This is a genomic window from Nocardioides lijunqiniae (assembly GCF_015024225.1).
Classification (GTDB): Bacteria; Actinomycetota; Actinomycetes; order Propionibacteriales; family Nocardioidaceae; genus Nocardioides; species Nocardioides lijunqiniae.
The window spans coordinates 1-17,529 of sequence record NZ_JACJGM010000038.1 but is presented as its reverse complement, the minus strand read 5'-3'; the positions used below and the strand labels follow the sequence as shown (position 1 = coordinate 17,529).

The following is a 17,529-nucleotide window of genomic DNA, read 5'->3' as shown; positions in this document are numbered from 1 at the left end:
CGTGTTTCGACAGGCCCGGCAACGGATAGGTTTCCCTCGCTGGACCGCCCGCGACGGAGGAGACGAGATGGCCCGCTTCCCCTCGGTGGGCGAGGAGTTCGGTGGCTACCGCATCACCGGCACGCTCGGACGCGGCGGCATGGGCGTCGTCTTCGCCGCCGAGCAGCGCGGACTCTCGCGCACCGTCGCCCTGAAGGTGCTGGCCCCGGAGCTCGCCGAGCAGCCCGACTACCGGCGCCGCTTCGCCCACGAGGCGTCGGTCCTGGCCCGGCTCGACTCGCCGCACATCATCCAGGTCTTCGACCACGGCGAGCAGGACGGCTGCCTCTACATCGCCACCCAGTACGTCGCCGGCGGCGACCTGAGCGAGGCCATGCGGCGCCACGGCGCGGTGCCCACGGCCCCGGCCGCGCAGATCGTGGGCCAGCTGGCCTGGGCGCTGGCCGACGCCCACGCCGCCGGGATCGTGCACCGCGACCTCAAGCCCAGCAACGTGCTGCTGCGCAACGGCGACGCCACCGACGTGTTCGCCTACCTCTGCGACTTCGGCATCGCCCAGGACCGCAGCCCCGGCCTCACCGCCCCGGGCGCGGTCGCCGGCACCTTCGCCTACCTCGCCCCCGAGCGCCTGCGCGGCGAGCCGGCCACCCCGAGCGCCGACCTGTACGCGCTCGGCTGCGTGCTGTGGACCGCGCTCACCAACGCCACGCCGTACGCCGGCAGCGACGTGCAGATCGCGATGAGCCACATCAGCGACCCGGTCCCCAGGCTCGCCGACACCTCGCCCGTCGCCCGGGCCGTCAACGACGTGCTGCAGCGGTCCATGGCCAAGGAGCCGGCTCAGCGCTACCCGACGGCCTCTGCCATGCGCGCCGCCCTCCAGCAGCTGGCGCACCTCGCCCAGACGACGCCGCACCCGCCGCTGGTGCCGCACCGCTCCACGTCGCCCGGGCCTCCCCCGCCCCCGCCGCCGTCGCAGCCCTCCAACCCGGCCAACCCCGCCCCGCCCTCGCCGCCGCCGCCCTCACCGCCGCGGCCGTCGTACCCGTCCCACCCCTCGCACCCGTCACACCCGTCGGCGCCCACGATGCTGCCGTTCCGGCCGCCGCCGCCGGCGCCTGCGCGCAACGGCCGCCGTACGGCGCTCGTGGTCGCCGCCTCCGTCGCCGCCGTGGCGCTCGTGGCCGGGACCGTCGCCGTCGTCGCGACGCAGGGCTCCGACGACGACCCGACCACCACCTCGACCACCTCCTCGGACCCGACCCCGACCGACTCCGGCGACCCCACCGAGTCCACCGAGTCGCCGACCGAGTCGCCCACGATCGAGATCGACCCGTCCCTGCCCACGGTCAGCTCGCCGCCGGCCCCGCCGACCAGCAGGGCGCCGAAGCCGACGTACCCCGACGTCGCCCCGGCCACGGGCATCAAGCTCGCGGTCGGCAAGGCCGAGATGCGCGCGCCGGCCGGCTGGGGGCGGGTGACCGAGACCAAGATCCCCAACGACGGCGTGGGCTCGCGCGACTACTCCGACTACGAGGGCTACTACTCCTCGGTCTTCCTGGAGCGCACCGAGCCGCGCTTCGAGCTGACCTCGCTGAGCCTGCTGGAGCTCGTCGCCATGGGCTCGGTGCGGGCGCTCGCCGACAACAACCCCGAGATCAAGCTCCTCAGCCAGGACACGCTGAAGCCCGGCTGGCTCGACGGCGAGCAGGCCGCCCGCGTGCGCGGCGTCTACTCCAACTCCAAGACCGGCTTCTCCTTCGCCGAGGAGTCGTGGTTCGTGCAGCGCGGCAAGTTCCTCTACCGGCTCACGTTCCAGCACAGCAAGGTCGACCCCCTGGACCAGCGGCGCGCCGACATCGACCCGGTCACCGTGTCGTTCCGCTGGCGCTGACCCGCGGGCCCCTCCCCCGCCGTTCGGCGCCGGCCGTTTCCCCAAGGGATGCAGGGAAGACGTCACTTCCCGGGCGCTGCAGACCGAGGGAAGTGACGCTTCGGCTGCATCCCTTGGGGAAACTGCAGCCGGCGTACGCCGGAACGCCGACAGGGCCCCCGCCGAAGCGGAGGCCCTGCCGGGTGGTGCTGGTTCGTGACGCTGTCGAGCTGGCTGGGGTTTCGAGACGCGTCGCACGTCCCGGGCTCCGCCCGGTCCGTGCCGACGCTCCTCAACCTGCCGGCCTGATCGCTTCCCCGCGGCTGCGCCGCGAGGAAGCGGGCCGTCAGAAGTCCATGCCGCCCATGCCGCCGGTCGGGTCGCCGCCGCCCATGGGCGCCGCCTTCTCCGGCTTGTCGGCCACGACGGCCTCGGTGGTGAGGAAGAGCGCCGCGATGGAGGCGGCGTTCTGCAGCGCGGAGCGCGTGACCTTCGCCGGGTCGATGATGCCCTCGGCGATCATGTCGACGTACTCGCCCGTGGCCGCGTTGAGGCCCTGGCCGGACGGCAGGTTGCGCACCTTCTCGGACACGACGCCGCCCTCGAGGCCGGCGTTGATGGCGATCTGCTTGAGCGGGGCCTCGGTCGCGACGCGCACGATGTTGGCACCGGTCGCCTCGTCGCCCGTGAGGTCCAGCTTGTCGAACGCGACGACCGCAGCCTGCACGAGCGCCACGCCGCCACCGGCGACGATGCCCTCCTCGACGGCCGCCTTCGCGTTGCGAACGGCGTCCTCGATGCGGTGCTTGCGCTCCTTGAGCTCGACCTCGGTGGCCGCGCCGACCTTGATGACCGCCACGCCGCCGGCCAGCTTGGCCAGGCGCTCCTGCAGCTTCTCGCGGTCGTAGTCGGAGTCCGACTTCTCGATCTCGGCGCGGATCTGGTTGACCCGGCCGGCGATCTGGTCGGCGTCGCCCGAACCCTCGACGATGGTGGTCTCGTCCTTGGTGATGACGACCTTGCGGGCCTGGCCGAGCAGCTCGATGCCGGTCGACTCCAGCTTGAGGCCGACCTCCTCCGAGATGACCTGGCCGCCGGTCAGGATCGCGATGTCCTGCAGCATGGCCTTGCGGCGGTCACCGAAGCCGGGGGCCTTGACGGCCACGGACTTGAAGGTGCCACGGATCTTGTTGACGACCAGCGTGGACAGGGCCTCGCCGTCGACGTCCTCGGAGAGGATCAGCAGGGGCTTGCCCGACTGCATGACCTTCTCAAGGAGCGGCAGCAGGTCCTTGACCGAGGAGATCTTCTGGTTGGCGATGAGGATGTAGGGGTCCTCGAGGACCGTCTCCATGCGCTCGGGGTCGGTGACGAAGTAGGCCGAGATGTAGCCCTTGTCGAACCGCATGCCCTCGGTCAGCTCGAGGTCCAGGCCGAAGGTGTTGGACTCCTCGACCGTGATCACGCCCTCCTTGCCGACCTTGTCCATCGCCTCGGCGATGATCTCGCCGACGGTGGTGTCGGCGGCGGAGATCGACGCGGTGGACGCGATCTGGGCCTTGGTCTCGATCTCGACGGCCATGCTGGAGAGCTGCTCCGAGACGGCGTCGACCGCGGCCTCGATGCCCCGCTTGAGGCCCATCGGGTTGGCGCCGGCCGCGACGTTGCGCAGGCCCTCGCGGACCATCGCCTGGGCGAGGACCGTGGCGGTGGTGGTGCCGTCGCCAGCGACGTCGTCCGTCTTCTTGGCGACCTCCTTGACGAGCTCGGCACCGATCTTCTCGTAGGGGTCCTCGAGCTCGATCTCCTTGGCGATGGACACACCATCGTTGGTGATCGTGGGGGCGCCCCACTTCTTCTCGAGCACGACGTTGCGGCCCTTGGGACCGAGGGTGACCTTGACGGCGTCTGCGAGCGTGTTCATGCCACGCTCCAGGCCGCGCCGGGCCTCTTCGTTGAAAGCGATCAGCTTCGACATATCTGCTGCGATCCTTCGCACTTCAGAGCTGTGGACGGACCGGCTCGCTGCCCGCGACGGACGGTCAGGCTGCCCGGCGAACCCTTCTCGCCGGCGCTTCGGACCTCAGCTCCCCGGTCCGGGGAAAGTTGTCACTCTCATGAGGAGAGTGCCAACCTCATGTTTAGCACTCGGGCCAGGCGAGTGCAAACGATCGGGCCGGCGCCGACCGCGCGCCTGGCTGCCCACGACGACCTCCTCACCGGGCGTGATGCCGGTGTGATGCCTGGTGGTCGTCCACGGTCCTCCGTCCGTCGCCCGCACCTCTCTACCGGGGCACGGGCGGCCCGGACGGTGGGAGGGTCAGAGGCGCGCGACCACCGCGTCCGCGAAGAGCCGACCGTTGTCGGGGATCACGTCGAGGTAGAGGCCGGGCTCGGTCACCTCGACCTCGCTGACCGAGAGCCGGCCCTCGTGGAGCAGCAGGTCGATCCGGGCGTAGACGATCTCGCGCCCGACCAGCCGGGAGGTCGCCGCGGCGGCGGCCTCCGCGACCGAGGCCGCCTCCGGCGAGAGCGCGGCGGGCACGGACGTGCCGCCGTACTCCTCGTGGACCCGGACGTCGCTGGCCCCGGCGACCTTGTGGACCTGGCTGACCGAGCGCCCGTCGATCACGAACACCGACTCCTCCCCCTCCTGCTGCACCGAGGGCACCAGCGGCTGCACCACCCACGAGCCGGGCTCGCCCGTCGGCTCCCACGACCCGTCGCGGACGACGACGAGGCCGCGACCGCCGGCTCCGACGCGGGGCTTGACGACGGCCGGCCGGACCCGCGCCACCGCCGCACGCAGCTCCTCGACGGTCGCGGGCACCTCGGTGGGCACCACGGGCACGGACCCGAGGCCGGCGAGCTCGACGAGGTAGGCCTTGTCGGTGTTCCACCGGAAGACGTCGGCGCCGTGGAGCAGGGTCGGGCCCACCCCCTCGGCCCAGGCCAGGAAGTCCTCCAGCCGGTCCTCGTAGTCCCAGGTGGAGCGCACGGCGACGAGCGCCGCCTCGGCCCAGTCGACGGCCGGGTCGTCCCAGCGGACCCAGCGGCTGCGGACGCCGCGCTCGGCGAACGCCGCGTCGAGCGCGGCGTGCCCGGCCTCGCCCTCCTGGTGCTCGCGGTCGGTGGCCAGCAGGACGAGCTTGGAGGTCATGGAGGAAAGAGTGTCATCCGTGTCGATCGAGGGGTGCCTCGCCCGTCATCGAGGTGTCACAATCCGACAGCCACGACGCGAGAGGTCCCCATGACCCAGACCAGCACCACCTACGTCATCCTCCTGCCGGGCGACGAGTCCGCCTGGGAGGCCGCCACCGAGGACGAGCGCACCGCGGTCTACGCCCTGCACGAGGAGTTCTCCGCGGCCCTGGAGGCGCGCGGTCACAAGATCACCGGCGGCCTGGAGCTCGGCCCGTCGCGGGAGGCGCGCACCCTGCGCACCGCCGCCGACGGCTCGATGACGGTCACCGACGGTCCCTACGCCGAGACGGCCGAGCAGCTCTCGGGGTTCTACGTCGTCGAGTCGACCGACCTCGACGACCTCATCGACGTGTGCCGGATCCTCGGCCGCGACGAGGGCGCCATCGAGGTCCGGGCCACGGCGGTGGAGCCGTGAGGTTCCTGGTGCTGATGGCCGAGGAGGACCACTTCGCGCGCTGGGACGCCGCCGACGAGGCCGCGCGCCAGGCGGTGGTGGAGTGCTTCACGGCCTTCGACGCGGCGGTCAACGAGCGCGGCTCGATCGTCGCCGGCGAGGCGCTGGCTCCCCCCTCGGAGGCCAGGACGGTCCAGCCCGGCCCCGGCCGCGCCGTGACCGACGGGCCCTACGCCGAGACCGTCGAGCAGACCGGCGGCTTCTACCTCGTCGACCTGCCGTCGCACGAGGTCGCGGTCGAGGTGGCGGCGCTGCTGCCGCCGGCGTACACCGTGGAGGTGCGGCCCGTCGTGGACGTGGTCTTCGACTGAGCGTCCACGACGACGCTCCCGAGTCTCTCGAGCGAGCGCTGCGCGACGAGTGGGGCCGCCTGCTCGCCCTGCTCGTCGCGCAGTACCGACGCCTGGACCTGGCCGAGGACGGCCTGGCCGACGCCTTCGAGGCGGCCGCCCGCACCTGGAGCGAGGCCGGCGTGCCGGACAACCCACCCGCGTGGCTGCTGACCGCAGCCCGGCGCCGGATCGTCGACCGCCTGCGGGCCGAGGCGGTCGCCGCCCGCAAGCTGCCGCTGCTCGCCGTCGAGGCGGACCTGACCGAGGAGGCGCACCGCACCATGGCCGACCCCGGGACGCCTGCCGTGCTCGGCGACGAGCGCCTGCGACTGGTGCTGCTGTGCGCCCACCCGGACCTGCCGCCGGAGTCCGCCGCGGCGCTGACCCTGCGCCTGGTGATGGGCGTCCCGACCGCCGACATCGCGCGGCTGTTCCTGGTCAGCACCCCCACGATGGCCGCCCGGCTGACCCGGGCCCGCAAGCGGCTGACGGGCGCGTCGTTCGCGCTGCCCGCCGGCGACGCGCTCCAGGCACGACTCTCGTCCGTGGCCGACGTCGCCTACCTGGCGTTCACGGCCGGCTACGCCCCGGGGACGGGGCCGGACGTGCTGCGCGCCGACGTCGCCGCCGAGGCGCTGCGACTCGTGCGCGTCGTGCGCGAGCTCGCCCCGGGCGACGACCTGGACGCCCTGCTCGCCCTGATGCTGCTCCAGCACTCCCGTCGCCACGCGCGGGTCGTCGACGGCGCGCTGGTGCTCCTCCCCGACCAGGACCGGGCCCGGTGGCGCCACGACGAGGCCGGCGAGGGGCTGCGCCTGCTGACGCCGCTCGCCGGGGCGCCCGCGACCCCGCTGCTCCTGCAGGCGCTCATCGCCGGCGAGCACGCCATCGCGCGCCGCGCGGAGGACACGGCGTGGCCGCGGATCGTGCGCCACTACGACGAGCTGCTGGCCCTCACCGACACCCCCGTGGTCCGGCTCAACCGGGCGGTCGCGGTCGCGGAGGCGGACGGGCCGCTGGCCGGCCTCTCAGCCCTCGACGGGCTGGACTCCGGCGCCCTGCCCGGCCACCGCCTGCCCGCCGTGCGCGCCGAGCTGCTGGCGCGCGCGGGCCGCTCCGCGGAGGCCCTGGCGGCGTACGACGAGGCGCTCGCCGCCTGCGCGAACGACGCCGAGGCGGCGTTCCTCCGGCGCCGGCGCGCCACCCAGGTGACCTGAGGCGCTCAGCCCCCGGCGACCGCCGGGATGACCGAGATCTGGGTGCCGTCGGGCGTGGGCGTCGCCAGGTCCTCGAGGAACCGCACGTCCTCGCTGCCGACGTAGACGTTGACGAAGCGGCGCAGCGCGCCGTTGTCGTCGAGGATCCGCGCCTTGATGCCCGTGTAGCTCGCCTCGAGGTCGTCCAGCACCTCGCCGAGGGTCGCGCCGGTGGCGGTGACCTCGGACTCCCCGCCGGTGTAGGTGCGGAGGATGGTGGGGACGCGGACGGAAACGCTCACGGGTGGCTCCTGGCTGTCGGTGCGTGCGGTGCGGTCCGGCTCAGGCCAGGCCGGTCTGGACGAAGGCGGCGTACGACGGCTCGATGGTCGCGACCGGGCCGACGGAGTCGGAGACCGCGTCGAGGGTCTTGAGACCGTGGCCGGTGTTGATGACGACGGTCTCGAGCGAGGTGTCGAGCTGGCCGGTCTCGACGAGCTTCTTCAGGACGCCGACCGTGGTGCCGCCGGCGGTCTCGGTGAAGATGCCCTCGGTGCGAGCCAGGAGCACGATGCCCTGGCGCACCTCGTCGTCGGTGATGTCCTCCACGGCCCCACCGGTCTGGCGGCAGATGTCGAGGACGTAGATGCCGTCGGCGGGGTTGCCGATCGCGAGGCTCTTGGCGATCGTGTCGGGCTTGACCGGGCGGATCGCGTCGGTGCCGCCCTTGTAGGCCGCCGACACCGGCGAGCAGCCGTTGGCCTGGGCGCCGAAGACCTTGTAGGGCTTGTCCTCGACGAGCCCGAGCTTGATCAGCTCCTGGAAGGCCTTGTGCACCTTGGTCAGCTGCGAGCCGGAGGCGACCGGGATCACGATCTGGTCGGGCAGGCGCCAGCCGAGCTGCTCGGCGATCTCATAGCCCAGCGTCTTGGAGCCCTCGGCGTAGTAAGGGCGCACGTTGACGTTGACGAACGCCCAGCCGTCCTCCTCGCCCGCGATCTCGGAGGCGAGCTTGTTGACGTCGTCGTAGTTTCCGTTGACGGCGACCAGCGACTCGGTGAACACCGCGGAGTTGACCTGCTTGGGCTTCTCGAGGTTGCTGGGGATGAAGACGACGGTCTTGATGCCGGCGCGGGCACCGGCGGCCGCGACCGCGTTGGCGAGGTTGCCGGTGGACGGACAGGCGAAGACCTTCGAGCCGAACTCGGTGGCCGCGCTCAGCGCGCAGGCGACGACCCGGTCCTTGAACGAGTTGGTGGGGTTGGTGCTGTCGTCCTTGACCCAGAGGTTGTCGATGCCCAGCTCGCGGCCGAGGTTGCCGGCCTTGAGGAGGCGGGTGAACCCGGGCTCCATGTTGGGGCTCTGCTCGATGTCGGTCGGGACCGGCAGCAGCGCCTTGTAGCGCCAGATGTTGCGGGGGCCGGCCTCGATCTGCTCACGCGTCACGGCGGGGAAGTCGTAGGCGATCTCGAGGGGGCCGAAGCACTCCATGCACGCGTAGTGCGGGCCGAGCTCGACCTCGTGGCCGCACTCGCGACAGGTCAGGGTCCGGGCGTTGCCGAAGGCACCCTCGCGGATCCCGCTGGTGGTGGTGCTGGTGGTCTCAGCCTGCTCGGCGATGACGGCGCTCATGAATCCTCCTTCTCATCTTCCCCGGCACGTACCTCGCGCCGGGACGGAATTAGCACCGTTTCCACGACTGCGCGATGGCAGGGAGCACGTGGCGGTTGCCGGGACTTCACTGGGCCGTACCCTCAGTCCCTCTTGATGAGCTGGAAGAGACAGTACGGCCGCGTCTCACGATGTGCACATCGGGTCCACGATCCGGGACGGGCTCGTCTCATCCCTCGTCACCCCGACGCGGACCCTCGCGAGCGTTCACCTCGGCGGCACCGGCCGCTCGGCCCGCGTTCAGCGGACGGGAGGACCGTCGGAGCTCCCCCGACGATCCCCCCGTCCCTCCGGAGGACCCCGTGACCCACCACGAGCACCCCCACCTGCACGACCACGACCACGCACACGCCCACGCCCGCGACGTCGACCCCGAGGCCGTGGCGGCCACCCGCGCCGCGGCCGACGAGACGGTGCCCGACCGCGACCTCTCGCCCTCCGAGCTCTCGCGGCGCAACCTCCTGCGCGCCGCCGGCATCACCGGCGCCGTCACGGCCGGCATCGCCGGGATGAGCGGCGTCACGCCGGCCATGGCCGAGGGGACGCGCTCCTCGCGCGGTCGCGGCCCCGGTCGCGGACCCCGGGTCTGGCTCGCCGGCGACCACCACATCCACACGCAGCACAGCTCCGACGGCCAGTACACCGTCCTCGACCAGGCCCAGCACGCCGCGGCGTACGGGCTGGACTGGCTCGTCATCACCGACCACGGCGGACCCACGCACGCCCGCCTCGGCGTCGACCTGGTCAACCCCGACATCGTCGCCGCCCGCCAGGAGCTGCCCGGCACGCTGGTCTTCCAGGGCCTGGAGTGGAACATCCCCTCGGCCGAGCACGGCACGGTGTTCGTCGCGCCCGGCCGCCACGAGGTGGCGGTGCTCAAGCAGTTCGAGAACGACTACGACGGCAACGTCAAGGGGGCCGCGGCCAACGAGGCGCTGGCCGTCGCAGGCATCCAGTGGCTCGGCAAGCAGGTGGACAAGCGCCGGGTGTCGGACGCACTGTTCCTCGCCAACCACCCTGCCCGCAACGGCATCGACAGCCCGCACGAGATCCGAGCCTGGCGCGACGCCGATCCCCGCGTCGCCATCGGCTTCGAGGGCGCACCGGGCCACCAGGCGGCGGGGCTGCCGGCCGGCTACGGCCCCGGCTCGGCCCGCGGCTTCTACGGCAACGCGCAGCGGCCGGACTCGTTCGCGGCGTACCCGCCCGAGAGCTACCGCACCTGGGGCGGCTTCGACTGGATGACGTCGACCGTCGGCGGGTTGTGGGACAGCCTCCTCGCCGAGGGCAAGCCGTGGTCGATCAGCGCCAACTCCGACTCCCACGTCAACTGGTCCGACACCTCGAAGCGCCCGGACGGCTCGACCCAGGCGCAGTTCGACGCCGACGGCCGCTACGGCGACCCCGTCTACGGCGGCCGGGTCAACCTGACCGCCGGCGACTTCTGGCCCGGCTTCTACAGCCGCACCCACGTCGGGGCCGCGTCGCGCGGCTACGTCGACGTCATGCGCGGCATGCGCGACGGCCGCATGTGGGTCGACCACGGGGGCCTGGTGAAGTCCGTGGACGTGACGGTCCGGTCGTCGGGTCGTGGCGGCACGCGGAGCGAGACGCTGGGCGGCACCCTGCAGGCCAGGCGCGGCAGCCGGCTGGAGCTGGTCGTGCGGATCACGGCGCAGGACGTGCCGAACTGGGCGCAGTTCCTCCCGCAGCTCAACCGGGTCGACGTGGTCCGGGGCGCCGTCGACCCCCTGTCGGCGGCCAAGGACCGGGACCGGTTCACCGCACCGGACACCAAGGTCGTCCGGCAGTGGGACACCTCCGGTCGCACCGGCACCTACGAGCTCCGCTACGACCTGGGCGTGGCCGAGGAGCCCTTCTACGTCCGGCTCCGGGGCACCGACGGCAACCGCCAGCAGCCGGGCTTCCTGGGCACGGCGGTCGACCCGCAGGGACCGGCCATCGACGTCGTGGGCTCGGCCGACCCGTGGCTCGACCTGTGGTTCTACACGAACCCGATCTGGGTCGTGCCGGGCCGGTGACACCTCCCCCGACCTCGGCGACGGCGGCCGCGCTCGTGCTGGCCGTCGATGCCGGGACGGCTGACCACGCGGGCGCCGAGCACCTGCTGCACCGGCTGGACGCGCTGCTCGACGGCGTCGCGGGCCTGCCCGGCCCCAGCGACCTGGCGAGCACGCACGTCGTGCCGGGACCGGTGGCGCACACCGCCGTCGTGCTCTCGTGGGACGGCCAGGCACGCCGGGGCGAAGAGGCCCAGCGGCTGCTCGCCGAGGCCCTGCCCGACGCCGGTGTCGTGGTGGCGCCGACGGGCAGCGCCGCCGGGCCGGACGACCGGGTCGCCGGCGCCGACCACGCCCTCGCCGAGCACGAGGAGCGGCGCGCCGGCCGGCTGGCGCGCTTCCCCGGTCAGGCCGAGGTCGAGCGCCGGATCGCGGTCGCGGACGTGCTGACCCTCTCCTGCGTGGACGCCGTCGAGGGCCTGGCCGGCAGGGAGGTGGGGCCGGGGACCATGCTCGACCTCACCGGCTTCGTCCGCCCGACGTGGCGCGACCGGTGGTGCGTCGTGCTGGTGCAGGCGTCAGCAGGGGACCTGGTGCCCTTCGAGAGCCGACACCAGATCCCCTGCTGCTCCGACCACTGAGTCCGATGACGTGGCCGGGCTACCCGGTCAGGCCGCGACCGAGCCGGTCTCCGCCGCGTCGTCCGCGGCGACGTCCGAGGCGACGGGCACGAGCGCGCCCTTCACCACGTCGAGCACGTCGCCGACCACGTGCACCGTCACCGTCTCCAGCACCTCGGCCGGCACGTCATCCAGGTCGGGCTCGTTGCGCAGGGGCACGAAGACCTCGGTCAGGCCGTTGCGCTGCGCGGCGAGCAGCTTCTGCTTGAGCCCGCCGATCGGCAGCACCCGGCCGTTGAGCGTGACCTCCCCGGTCATGCCGACCTCGGAGCGCACCGGCCGCCCGGTGGCCAGCGACGTCAGCGCCGTGACCATCGTGATGCCGGCCGACGGGCCGTCCTTCGGCGTGGCGCCGGCGGGCACGTGCACGTGGATCGCCCGGTCGAAGAACGCCGGGTCGACGCCCAGGTCGTCCGCGTGGGCACGGACGAAGGACAGCGCGATCTGGGCCGACTCCTTCATCACGTCGCCGAGCTGGCCGGTGAGCGTCAGCCCCGCCGTGCCCTCGTGGGCCGAGGCCTCGATGAACAGGACGTCACCGCCCATGCCGGTCACGGCGAGGCCGGTGGCCACGCCCGGCACCGACGTGCGCTCGTGCGCCTCGGGGGTGAAGCGCGGTCGCCCGACCAGGTCCTTGAGGTCGGCCACGTCGATCTCGACGGTGGTCTGGTCGGTCGTCGCCAGCCGGGTCGCCGCCTTGCGCAGCGCCTTGGCCAGCAGGCGCTCCATCTGCCTGACGCCGGCCTCGCGGGTGTAGTCGGCGGCGAGCTCGTGCAGGGCGCCGTCGCTGATCGTGACCTCCTCGGCGGTCAGCGCGGCGCGCTCCAGCTGACGCGGCAGCAGGAAGTCGCGGGCGATGGCGACCTTGTCGTCCTCGGTGTAGCCGTCGAGGGTGACCATCTCCATGCGGTCCAGCAGCGGGCCCGGGATCTGCTCCACGACGTTGGCGGTCGCGATGAACAGCACGTCGGAGAGGTCGAGGTCGAGCTCGAGGTAGTGGTCGCGGAACGTGTGGTTCTGCGCCGGGTCGAGCACCTCGAGCAGCGCCGCGGCCGGGTCGCCGCGGTAGCCGTCGGAGCCGACCTTGTCGATCTCGTCGAGCAGCACGACCGGGTTCATCGAGCCGGCCTCCTTGATGGCGCGCACGATGCGGCCCGGGAGCGCGCCGACGTACGTGCGCCGGTGGCCGCGGATCTCGGCCTCGTCCCGGACACCGCCGAGCGCGACGCGCACGAACGTCCGGTCCAGCGCACGCGCGACGGACTCGCCCAGGGACGTCTTGCCCACTCCCGGAGGCCCGGCGAGCAGGATCACCGCGCCGGAGCCGCGGCCGCCGACGACCTCGAGGCCGCGGGAGGCACGACGGGCGCGGACGGCGAGGTACTCCACGATCCGCTCCTTGACCTCCTCCAGGCCGTGGTGGTCGGCGTCCAGGACGGCCCGCGCGGCGGACACGTCGGTGGAGTCCTCGGTGCGCACCGACCAGGGCAGGTCGAGCACGGTGTCGAGCCAGGTGCGGATCCAGGAGGTCTCGGGGCTCTGGTCGCTGGAGCGCTCGAGCTTGTCGACCTCGCGCAGCAGCGCCTCGCGCACGTGGTCGGGGAGGTCGGCGGCCTCGACGCGGCCGCGGTAGTCGTCGGCCCCCCCTGACTGCTGAGCCTCACCCTCACCTAGTTCTTTCCGGATGGCGGCCAGCTGCTGTCGCAGCAGGTACTCGCGCTGGGTCTTCTCCATCCCCTCGCGCACCTCGGTGCCGATCTTGTCGGTCAGCTCGGCCTCGGCGAGGTGCTCGCGCGTCCACGCGATCACGATCTCGAGCCGCTTCTCGATGTCGGGCGTCTCGAGCAGCTCGCGCTTCTGCTCGCCGGTGAGGTACGGGGCGTAGCCGGCCGCGTCGGCGATCGCGCTCGGGTCGGTCATCTGGTGCACCGAGTCGATGACCTGCCACGCCTCGCGGCGCTGCAGCACGGCCACGACGAGCCGCTTGTACTCCTCGGCCAGCTCGCGCGCCCGGTCGGTGACGGTCTCCTCGACCGGCTCCACCTCGACCCACAGCGCCGCCCCCGGACCGGTCACGCCGGCCCCGATGCGCGCGCGGGTCTCGGCCCGCAGCACCGCCGCGGGCGACCCGCCCGCGAACTTCCCGACCCGCTCGATCGTGGCCACCACGCCGTACGAGGCGTAGCGGTCCTCCAGCCGCGGGGCGACCAGCAGCCGGCTCTCGCTGCCGGCACGGGCGGCGTCGACCGCGGCCTGCGCGGCCTCGTCGAGCTCGATGGGGACGACCATGCCGGGCAGCACGACGAGGTCGTTGACGAACAACACAGGCAGACGGGTGACGGACATGGAGCGCCTCTTTCGGAGAGATTCAAACGTTGAGCGTGATCGACTCAACCTCCGGCTCCGCGGCGGTGTTCCACTGTTCGTCCTGAGCGAACGCGGGCGGCGGGACGCGGCGTGACCGGAGGGTCGGTATGTCGGCAGTTCGAGCCGATGGCGGACCCGGCCGCGCTCGGCCGAGCCGGCGTGGCGCCGAACTGCCGACGCTGAGTGTCGGTCGAAGCACCACCAGCAACACCAGCCCCATGAGGAGGGTGCCGCGCTTTGCGCGGGCGGCGCGGGCGAAGCCCGTGTCCGCCCCGTGCGCCGTCAAGCCGGTCGAGAGAGGCTCCGGGTCAAGGACGCCCGAAGGGCGCCGCGAAGCGGGCGCCGCAGGCGATCCTTGAGGCGGAGACGCGACCGGCTAAGCGCGCGGCACCCAGATCAGCCCGAGGAGACAGCCAGAGGTGCAGGGGTCTCGACGGCCGCTCGTCGCTGGCGCTCCTCGCTGCTCGACCACCGAAGACGCGGTTTCGAGGCTCGCTGGCGCTCGCACCTCAACCACCGTGGACGCAGCGCGGCGCCGGGGTCAGAGGTGCTGCTGCAGCAGGCCGGTGTCGACGTCGTAGACGAAGCCGCCGACGACCGTGGTGGTCGGGATCAGCGGGTGGGTGCGGATGCGGGCGATGTCCTCGGTGAGCGCCTGGATCTGGTCGGCGATGACGCCGAAGGTCTGCCACGAGGCGTCCTGGCCCGAGGACGCCGAGATCCGCTCGCGGATCTCCTCCTCGGTGTTGCTCGCCATGGCGCAGCGGGTGTGGGGCACCACCAGGATCCGGTCGACGCCCAGCAGGTGGGTGCCGAGCACCAGCGCCTCGAGGGCCTGGGGGGTGACCCGGCCTCCGGGGTTGCGGAAGATCTTGGCGTCGCCCGGCTTGAGGCCCACCATGCCGAGGGGGTCGATGCGCGAGTCCATGCACGTCACGATCGCCACGCCCGCGTGGGCCACACCGTCGAAGCCGCTCAGCGCGAAGTCGGAGGCGAAGTCACGGTTGGCGGCGAGCAGGTCGTCGAAGTCAGCCACGACCGCGAACCTAGCCGAACCGGACGACGACCGGGAGACCGCGTCGGCACCGTGGACACCGGCCGAGGAGCCGGGAGGCCTCAGCCGCCTGCGCGCAGGACGTCGGCGGTGCTGAACGAGCGGGTCGCGGCCCCGCGGAAGAGCACCAGGGCGGCCACGGCGGCGAGCACGGCGCACACGGCGGCGCCGGCGAAGACGGCGTGCTCCTGGGGGATCCCGGCGCCCGCGAGCAGGTCGCTGAAGGCCCGGCAGCGGGTCTTGCCGTCGCAGACCTCCCGGGCCGCCGGCATCGGGTTGTCCTCGAGGTAGGCGTAGTAGCGGCGCAGGCCGATCGCGGTGAGCGCGGAGATGCCCACGAGCATGCCGACCATCCGTGCGACGACGACCATCGCGCTGGCCACCCCGTGGACGTCGTCGTCGGTGCTGGCCAGGATCGCGGCGTTGACCGGGGCCAGGGCCAGGCCGAACCCGAAGCCGCAGAGGACGAGCGTCGCGTCGGAGTGCAGGCTGTCGAGGCTGGTGATGTCCCAGCGGGTCATCAGCACGAAGCCGGCGGCGGCCATCAGCATGCCGACGGCCGTGATGAGCCCGGCACTGAAGCGGCGGGTGAGGTAGCCGCCGACCACGGCGCCCACCGGGAGCGCGACCAGGAAGCGGACCAGCTCGAGCGCGGCCATCAGCTGCGAGTCGCGGTGGACGGTCGTGCGGGCGAAGAGCGGGATGTCGATCAGGGCGGCGATCAGGGCCGCGCCGACGAAGAAGCTGACGACGATGGCGCCCCAGGCCGGCGTACGCCGCAGGGCGCCGCGGGGGACCAGCGGGGACGGCGTCCGGCGCAGGTGCACGACCAGGGCGAGCGTGGCGATGGCGGAGCCGGTGAGGTACCACCAGCCCTGGTCGGCCACCAGCTGGATCTTGGGGTCGGCGGTGGCGAAGGTCAGGATGACGCCTCCGAGCGCGACCGCCAGGAACAGGGCGCCGGTCAGGTCGGCGTCGCGGGCGCTGCGCACCCAGCTCGGGCCGTCGACCAGCGGCCTGCGGGCGGTGAAGCACCGCACGACGAGCAGCAGCAGCGCCACGACCGCGGTGGCGCCCACCGGGGTCAGCCACCGGCCGTCACCGGCGAACGGGATGAACATCTGCCCCCAGGTGAGGTCGCGCAGCAGCCGCGCCGGGCGCAGGAACACCAGCGCACCCGCCCCCAGGGTGACCAGCAGGAGCAGGGCGCCCAGGAAGTCGGGGAGTCCTTTCCTCCGGTCCTCCTGCCGCGGCATGTCCTCGGGCACGGGGCGACCACGCAGGGCGTGGATGGCGGCGGCCAGGACCAGGCCGACCACGAGGTTGATCACGAAGATGGCGCGCCAGTCGGCGACCGCCAGCACGACGGCTCCGAACAGGGGGCCGATGACGCTGCCGAGCTCCTGGACGGCCGAGACCACGCCGAGCGGGACGCCGCGCCGCTCGCGCGGGTAGAGGTCGGCGACCAGGGCGAGGGTGGCCGGCACCAGGCCGCCGCCGCCGAGCCCCTGCAGGAACCGGCCCGACACCATGCTGGGCATGTCGTAGGCCAGCGTTGTGACGAGCGAGCCGAACGCGAAGATCACCAGCGCCGCGACGAGCACGGGCACCCGGCCGCGCAGGTCGGCGATGCGGCCGATCAGCGGCAGCATCGCGACGTAGCCGAGCAGGAAGCCCGAGATGATGGGCGCGGCGCGCTGGAGCTCCTCGGTCGAGACGCCGACGGCGCCGACCATCTCCGGCAGCGCGAGGACGACGACGTAGGTGTCGGCGGCGGCGAACGCCACCGCCACCGCGGCGAGGCCGAGCAGCACGCGCGGCGAGCCGCTCACGGCGCGGTGATGTCCTTCTCGGTGCCGTAGTCGTCGAACCCCAGGGTGTAGGTCATGGAGCCGGCGTCCTCGTAGAACGCGCCGGTGAGCACGGCCTCGCGCAGCTGGCCGGAGTCGGAGACGGTGTAGGTCGCGTCGAAGTCGCCCGTCGAGCCGGGGATGATGTTCTTCACGACGTCGCCGGGGACCGTGCCGGAGTACTCGGTGAAGATCTCCTTGTTGCCCTCGCCGCCGCGGATCGACTCGCCCTTCTCCAGGTCGGTCGTCGCGGCCAGCAGCGAGGAGAAGCCCTTGTCGGGGCTCATCAGCTGGGCGGGGTCGGGGGCGCCGTACTCGCCGGGGTCGACCTCCTGCATGCCCGGGCTGAGCGGGATCTCGGCGAAGACCTTGCCGTCGACCGCCACGACGGGCACCTGGAACTGACCCGCGGCGATGGACACGTCGATCGTGCCCTCGAACGCCGGCGCGTGGGTGCCGACGCCGTCGGCCTCGAGGATGCCGGTGACGCCGTCGGGCAGGTCGTCGGTCGACAGGGTGATGGCCACGCCGCTGGTCTCGTCGAGCTCGGTCTTGGCGGTGGCCATCGCCTCCTCGGGCGAGGCGCTGCTGGTGCCGCCCTCGTCGTCGCCTCCGCAGGCGGTGAGGGCGAGCACGAGGGCGCCGGCGACGGCCAGGGGAGCTAGGCGGGAACGCATGCGGTCAGCCTTCCACATCGGTGGAGGGGGCCACGCCGACGCGCGCCGACAGCGGTCCCGCCGCGGCGGCGAGCGGCTGCGGGGCCGGTGTCCCGGAGCCGTCGCGGCGGCCGTTGGCCTCGGGCAGCTCGACCGGGGCGCCGCTGGCCG

14 protein-coding genes and 1 riboswitch are annotated in these 17,529 nt (G+C 72.9%); of the genes, 6 read left to right on the top strand and 8 right to left on the bottom strand.

Going from position 1 to position 17,529, the window contains the following annotated elements:
- Positions 1–67: 67 nt before the first annotated feature.
- Complete coding sequence (locus IRQ30_RS19595) at positions 68–1,894, top strand: serine/threonine-protein kinase (RefSeq protein WP_193613333.1); 1,827 nt, start codon at positions 68–70, stop codon at positions 1,892–1,894.
- 325 nt (positions 1,895–2,219) lie between these two features.
- Here the strand turns inward: IRQ30_RS19595 and groL are convergent, their stop codons facing one another.
- Together groL and IRQ30_RS19585 are read right to left on the bottom strand one after the other, a co-directional pair.
- Positions 2,220–3,851 (bottom strand): chaperonin GroEL, encoded by a 1,632-nt coding sequence (groL, locus tag IRQ30_RS19590; protein ID WP_193610157.1) that lies wholly within the window; start codon positions 3,849–3,851, stop codon positions 2,220–2,222.
- Between the two features lie 342 nt (positions 3,852–4,193).
- Positions 4,194–5,033, bottom strand: a complete 840-nt coding sequence (locus IRQ30_RS19585) for an ATP-grasp domain-containing protein (protein WP_193613335.1) — start codon at positions 5,031–5,033, stop codon at positions 4,194–4,196.
- A 90-nt stretch (positions 5,034–5,123) separates the two neighbouring features.
- Here IRQ30_RS19585 and IRQ30_RS19580 point away from each other — a divergent pair, with 90 nt between their 5' ends.
- The 3 genes from IRQ30_RS19580 to IRQ30_RS19570 all read left to right on the top strand — a co-directional run bounded on the left by IRQ30_RS19580 (position 5,124) and on the right by IRQ30_RS19570 (position 7,080).
- Positions 5,124–5,492 (top strand): YciI family protein, encoded by a 369-nt coding sequence (locus IRQ30_RS19580; protein WP_193610161.1) that lies wholly within the window; start codon positions 5,124–5,126, stop codon positions 5,490–5,492.
- Positions 5,489–5,842 carry a YciI family protein gene (locus IRQ30_RS19575; RefSeq protein WP_193610162.1) on the top strand — a complete coding sequence of 118 codons (354 nt, stop codon included), beginning with the start codon at positions 5,489–5,491 and terminating at the stop codon, positions 5,840–5,842. Before IRQ30_RS19580 ends, IRQ30_RS19575 begins: the two co-directional genes overlap by 4 nt.
- Before the next feature lie 161 nt (positions 5,843–6,003).
- Positions 6,004–7,080 carry an RNA polymerase sigma factor gene (locus IRQ30_RS19570; RefSeq protein WP_338089696.1) on the top strand — a complete coding sequence of 359 codons (1,077 nt, stop codon included), beginning with the start codon at positions 6,004–6,006 and terminating at the stop codon, positions 7,078–7,080.
- Between the two features lie 5 nt (positions 7,081–7,085).
- On the opposite strand, the gene IRQ30_RS19565 is transcribed toward IRQ30_RS19570, so the two are convergent.
- Positions 7,086–7,361, bottom strand: coding sequence for a MoaD/ThiS family protein (locus IRQ30_RS19565; protein ID WP_193610163.1), 276 nt, complete (start codon positions 7,359–7,361; stop codon positions 7,086–7,088).
- 40 nt (positions 7,362–7,401) lie between these two features.
- Positions 7,402–8,691 (bottom strand): threonine synthase, encoded by a 1,290-nt coding sequence (gene thrC, locus IRQ30_RS19560; RefSeq protein WP_193613337.1) that lies wholly within the window; start codon positions 8,689–8,691, stop codon positions 7,402–7,404.
- Positions 8,692–8,700: 9 nt separating this feature from the next.
- Positions 8,701–8,833: riboswitch (SAM riboswitch) on the bottom strand.
- A 199-nt stretch (positions 8,834–9,032) separates the two neighbouring features.
- On the opposite strand from thrC, the gene IRQ30_RS19555 reads away from it, so the two are divergent.
- On the top strand, positions 9,033–10,772 hold the full coding sequence (locus IRQ30_RS19555) for a PHP domain-containing protein (RefSeq protein ID WP_193613338.1): 1,740 nt from the start codon (positions 9,033–9,035) through the stop codon (positions 10,770–10,772).
- Positions 10,769–11,392: a hypothetical protein gene (locus tag IRQ30_RS19550; protein ID WP_193613340.1), complete on the top strand. Its 624-nt coding sequence runs from the start codon at positions 10,769–10,771 to the stop codon at positions 11,390–11,392. The genes IRQ30_RS19555 and IRQ30_RS19550 overlap by 4 nt, the downstream gene beginning before the upstream one ends.
- 27 nt (positions 11,393–11,419) lie before the next feature.
- Here IRQ30_RS19550 and lon read toward each other — a convergent pair whose 3' ends face one another.
- The 4 genes from lon to IRQ30_RS19530 form a co-directional block, all read right to left on the bottom strand.
- A complete protein-coding gene (gene lon / locus IRQ30_RS19545; protein WP_193613342.1) occupies positions 11,420–13,777 on the bottom strand; it encodes an endopeptidase La in 2,358 nt (785 codons plus the stop codon).
- A gap of 562 nt (positions 13,778–14,339) precedes the next feature.
- Positions 14,340–14,834 carry a carbonic anhydrase gene (locus tag IRQ30_RS19540; RefSeq protein ID WP_193614606.1) on the bottom strand — a complete coding sequence of 165 codons (495 nt, stop codon included), beginning with the start codon at positions 14,832–14,834 and terminating at the stop codon, positions 14,340–14,342.
- An 80-nt stretch (positions 14,835–14,914) separates the two neighbouring features.
- Positions 14,915–16,684 carry an MFS transporter gene (locus tag IRQ30_RS19535; RefSeq protein ID WP_193614605.1) on the bottom strand — a complete coding sequence of 590 codons (1,770 nt, stop codon included), beginning with the start codon at positions 16,682–16,684 and terminating at the stop codon, positions 14,915–14,917.
- The gene (locus tag IRQ30_RS19530) at positions 16,681–17,379 is read right to left on the bottom strand and encodes an LppX_LprAFG lipoprotein (protein WP_193614604.1); all 699 of its coding nucleotides are present in this window, start codon (positions 17,377–17,379) and stop codon (positions 16,681–16,683) included. Before IRQ30_RS19530 ends, IRQ30_RS19535 begins: the two co-directional genes overlap by 4 nt.
- Between the last annotated feature and the right edge of the window lie 150 nt (positions 17,380–17,529).

Coding starts and splice junctions, on each gene's coding strand:
- IRQ30_RS19595 (WP_193613333.1), top strand. CDS start 68: ATGGCCCGCTTCCCCTCGGTGGGCGAGGAGTTCGGTGGCTACCGCATC.
- groL (WP_193610157.1), bottom strand. CDS start 3,851: ATGTCGAAGCTGATCGCTTTCAACGAAGAGGCCCGGCGCGGCCTGGAG.
- IRQ30_RS19585 (WP_193613335.1), bottom strand. CDS start 5,033: ATGACCTCCAAGCTCGTCCTGCTGGCCACCGACCGCGAGCACCAGGAG.
- IRQ30_RS19580 (WP_193610161.1), top strand. CDS start 5,124: ATGACCCAGACCAGCACCACCTACGTCATCCTCCTGCCGGGCGACGAG.
- thrC (WP_193613337.1), bottom strand. CDS start 8,691: ATGAGCGCCGTCATCGCCGAGCAGGCTGAGACCACCAGCACCACCACC.
- lon (WP_193613342.1), bottom strand. CDS start 13,777: ATGTCCGTCACCCGTCTGCCTGTGTTGTTCGTCAACGACCTCGTCGTG.
- IRQ30_RS19530 (WP_193614604.1), bottom strand. CDS start 17,379: ATGCGTTCCCGCCTAGCTCCCCTGGCCGTCGCCGGCGCCCTCGTGCTC.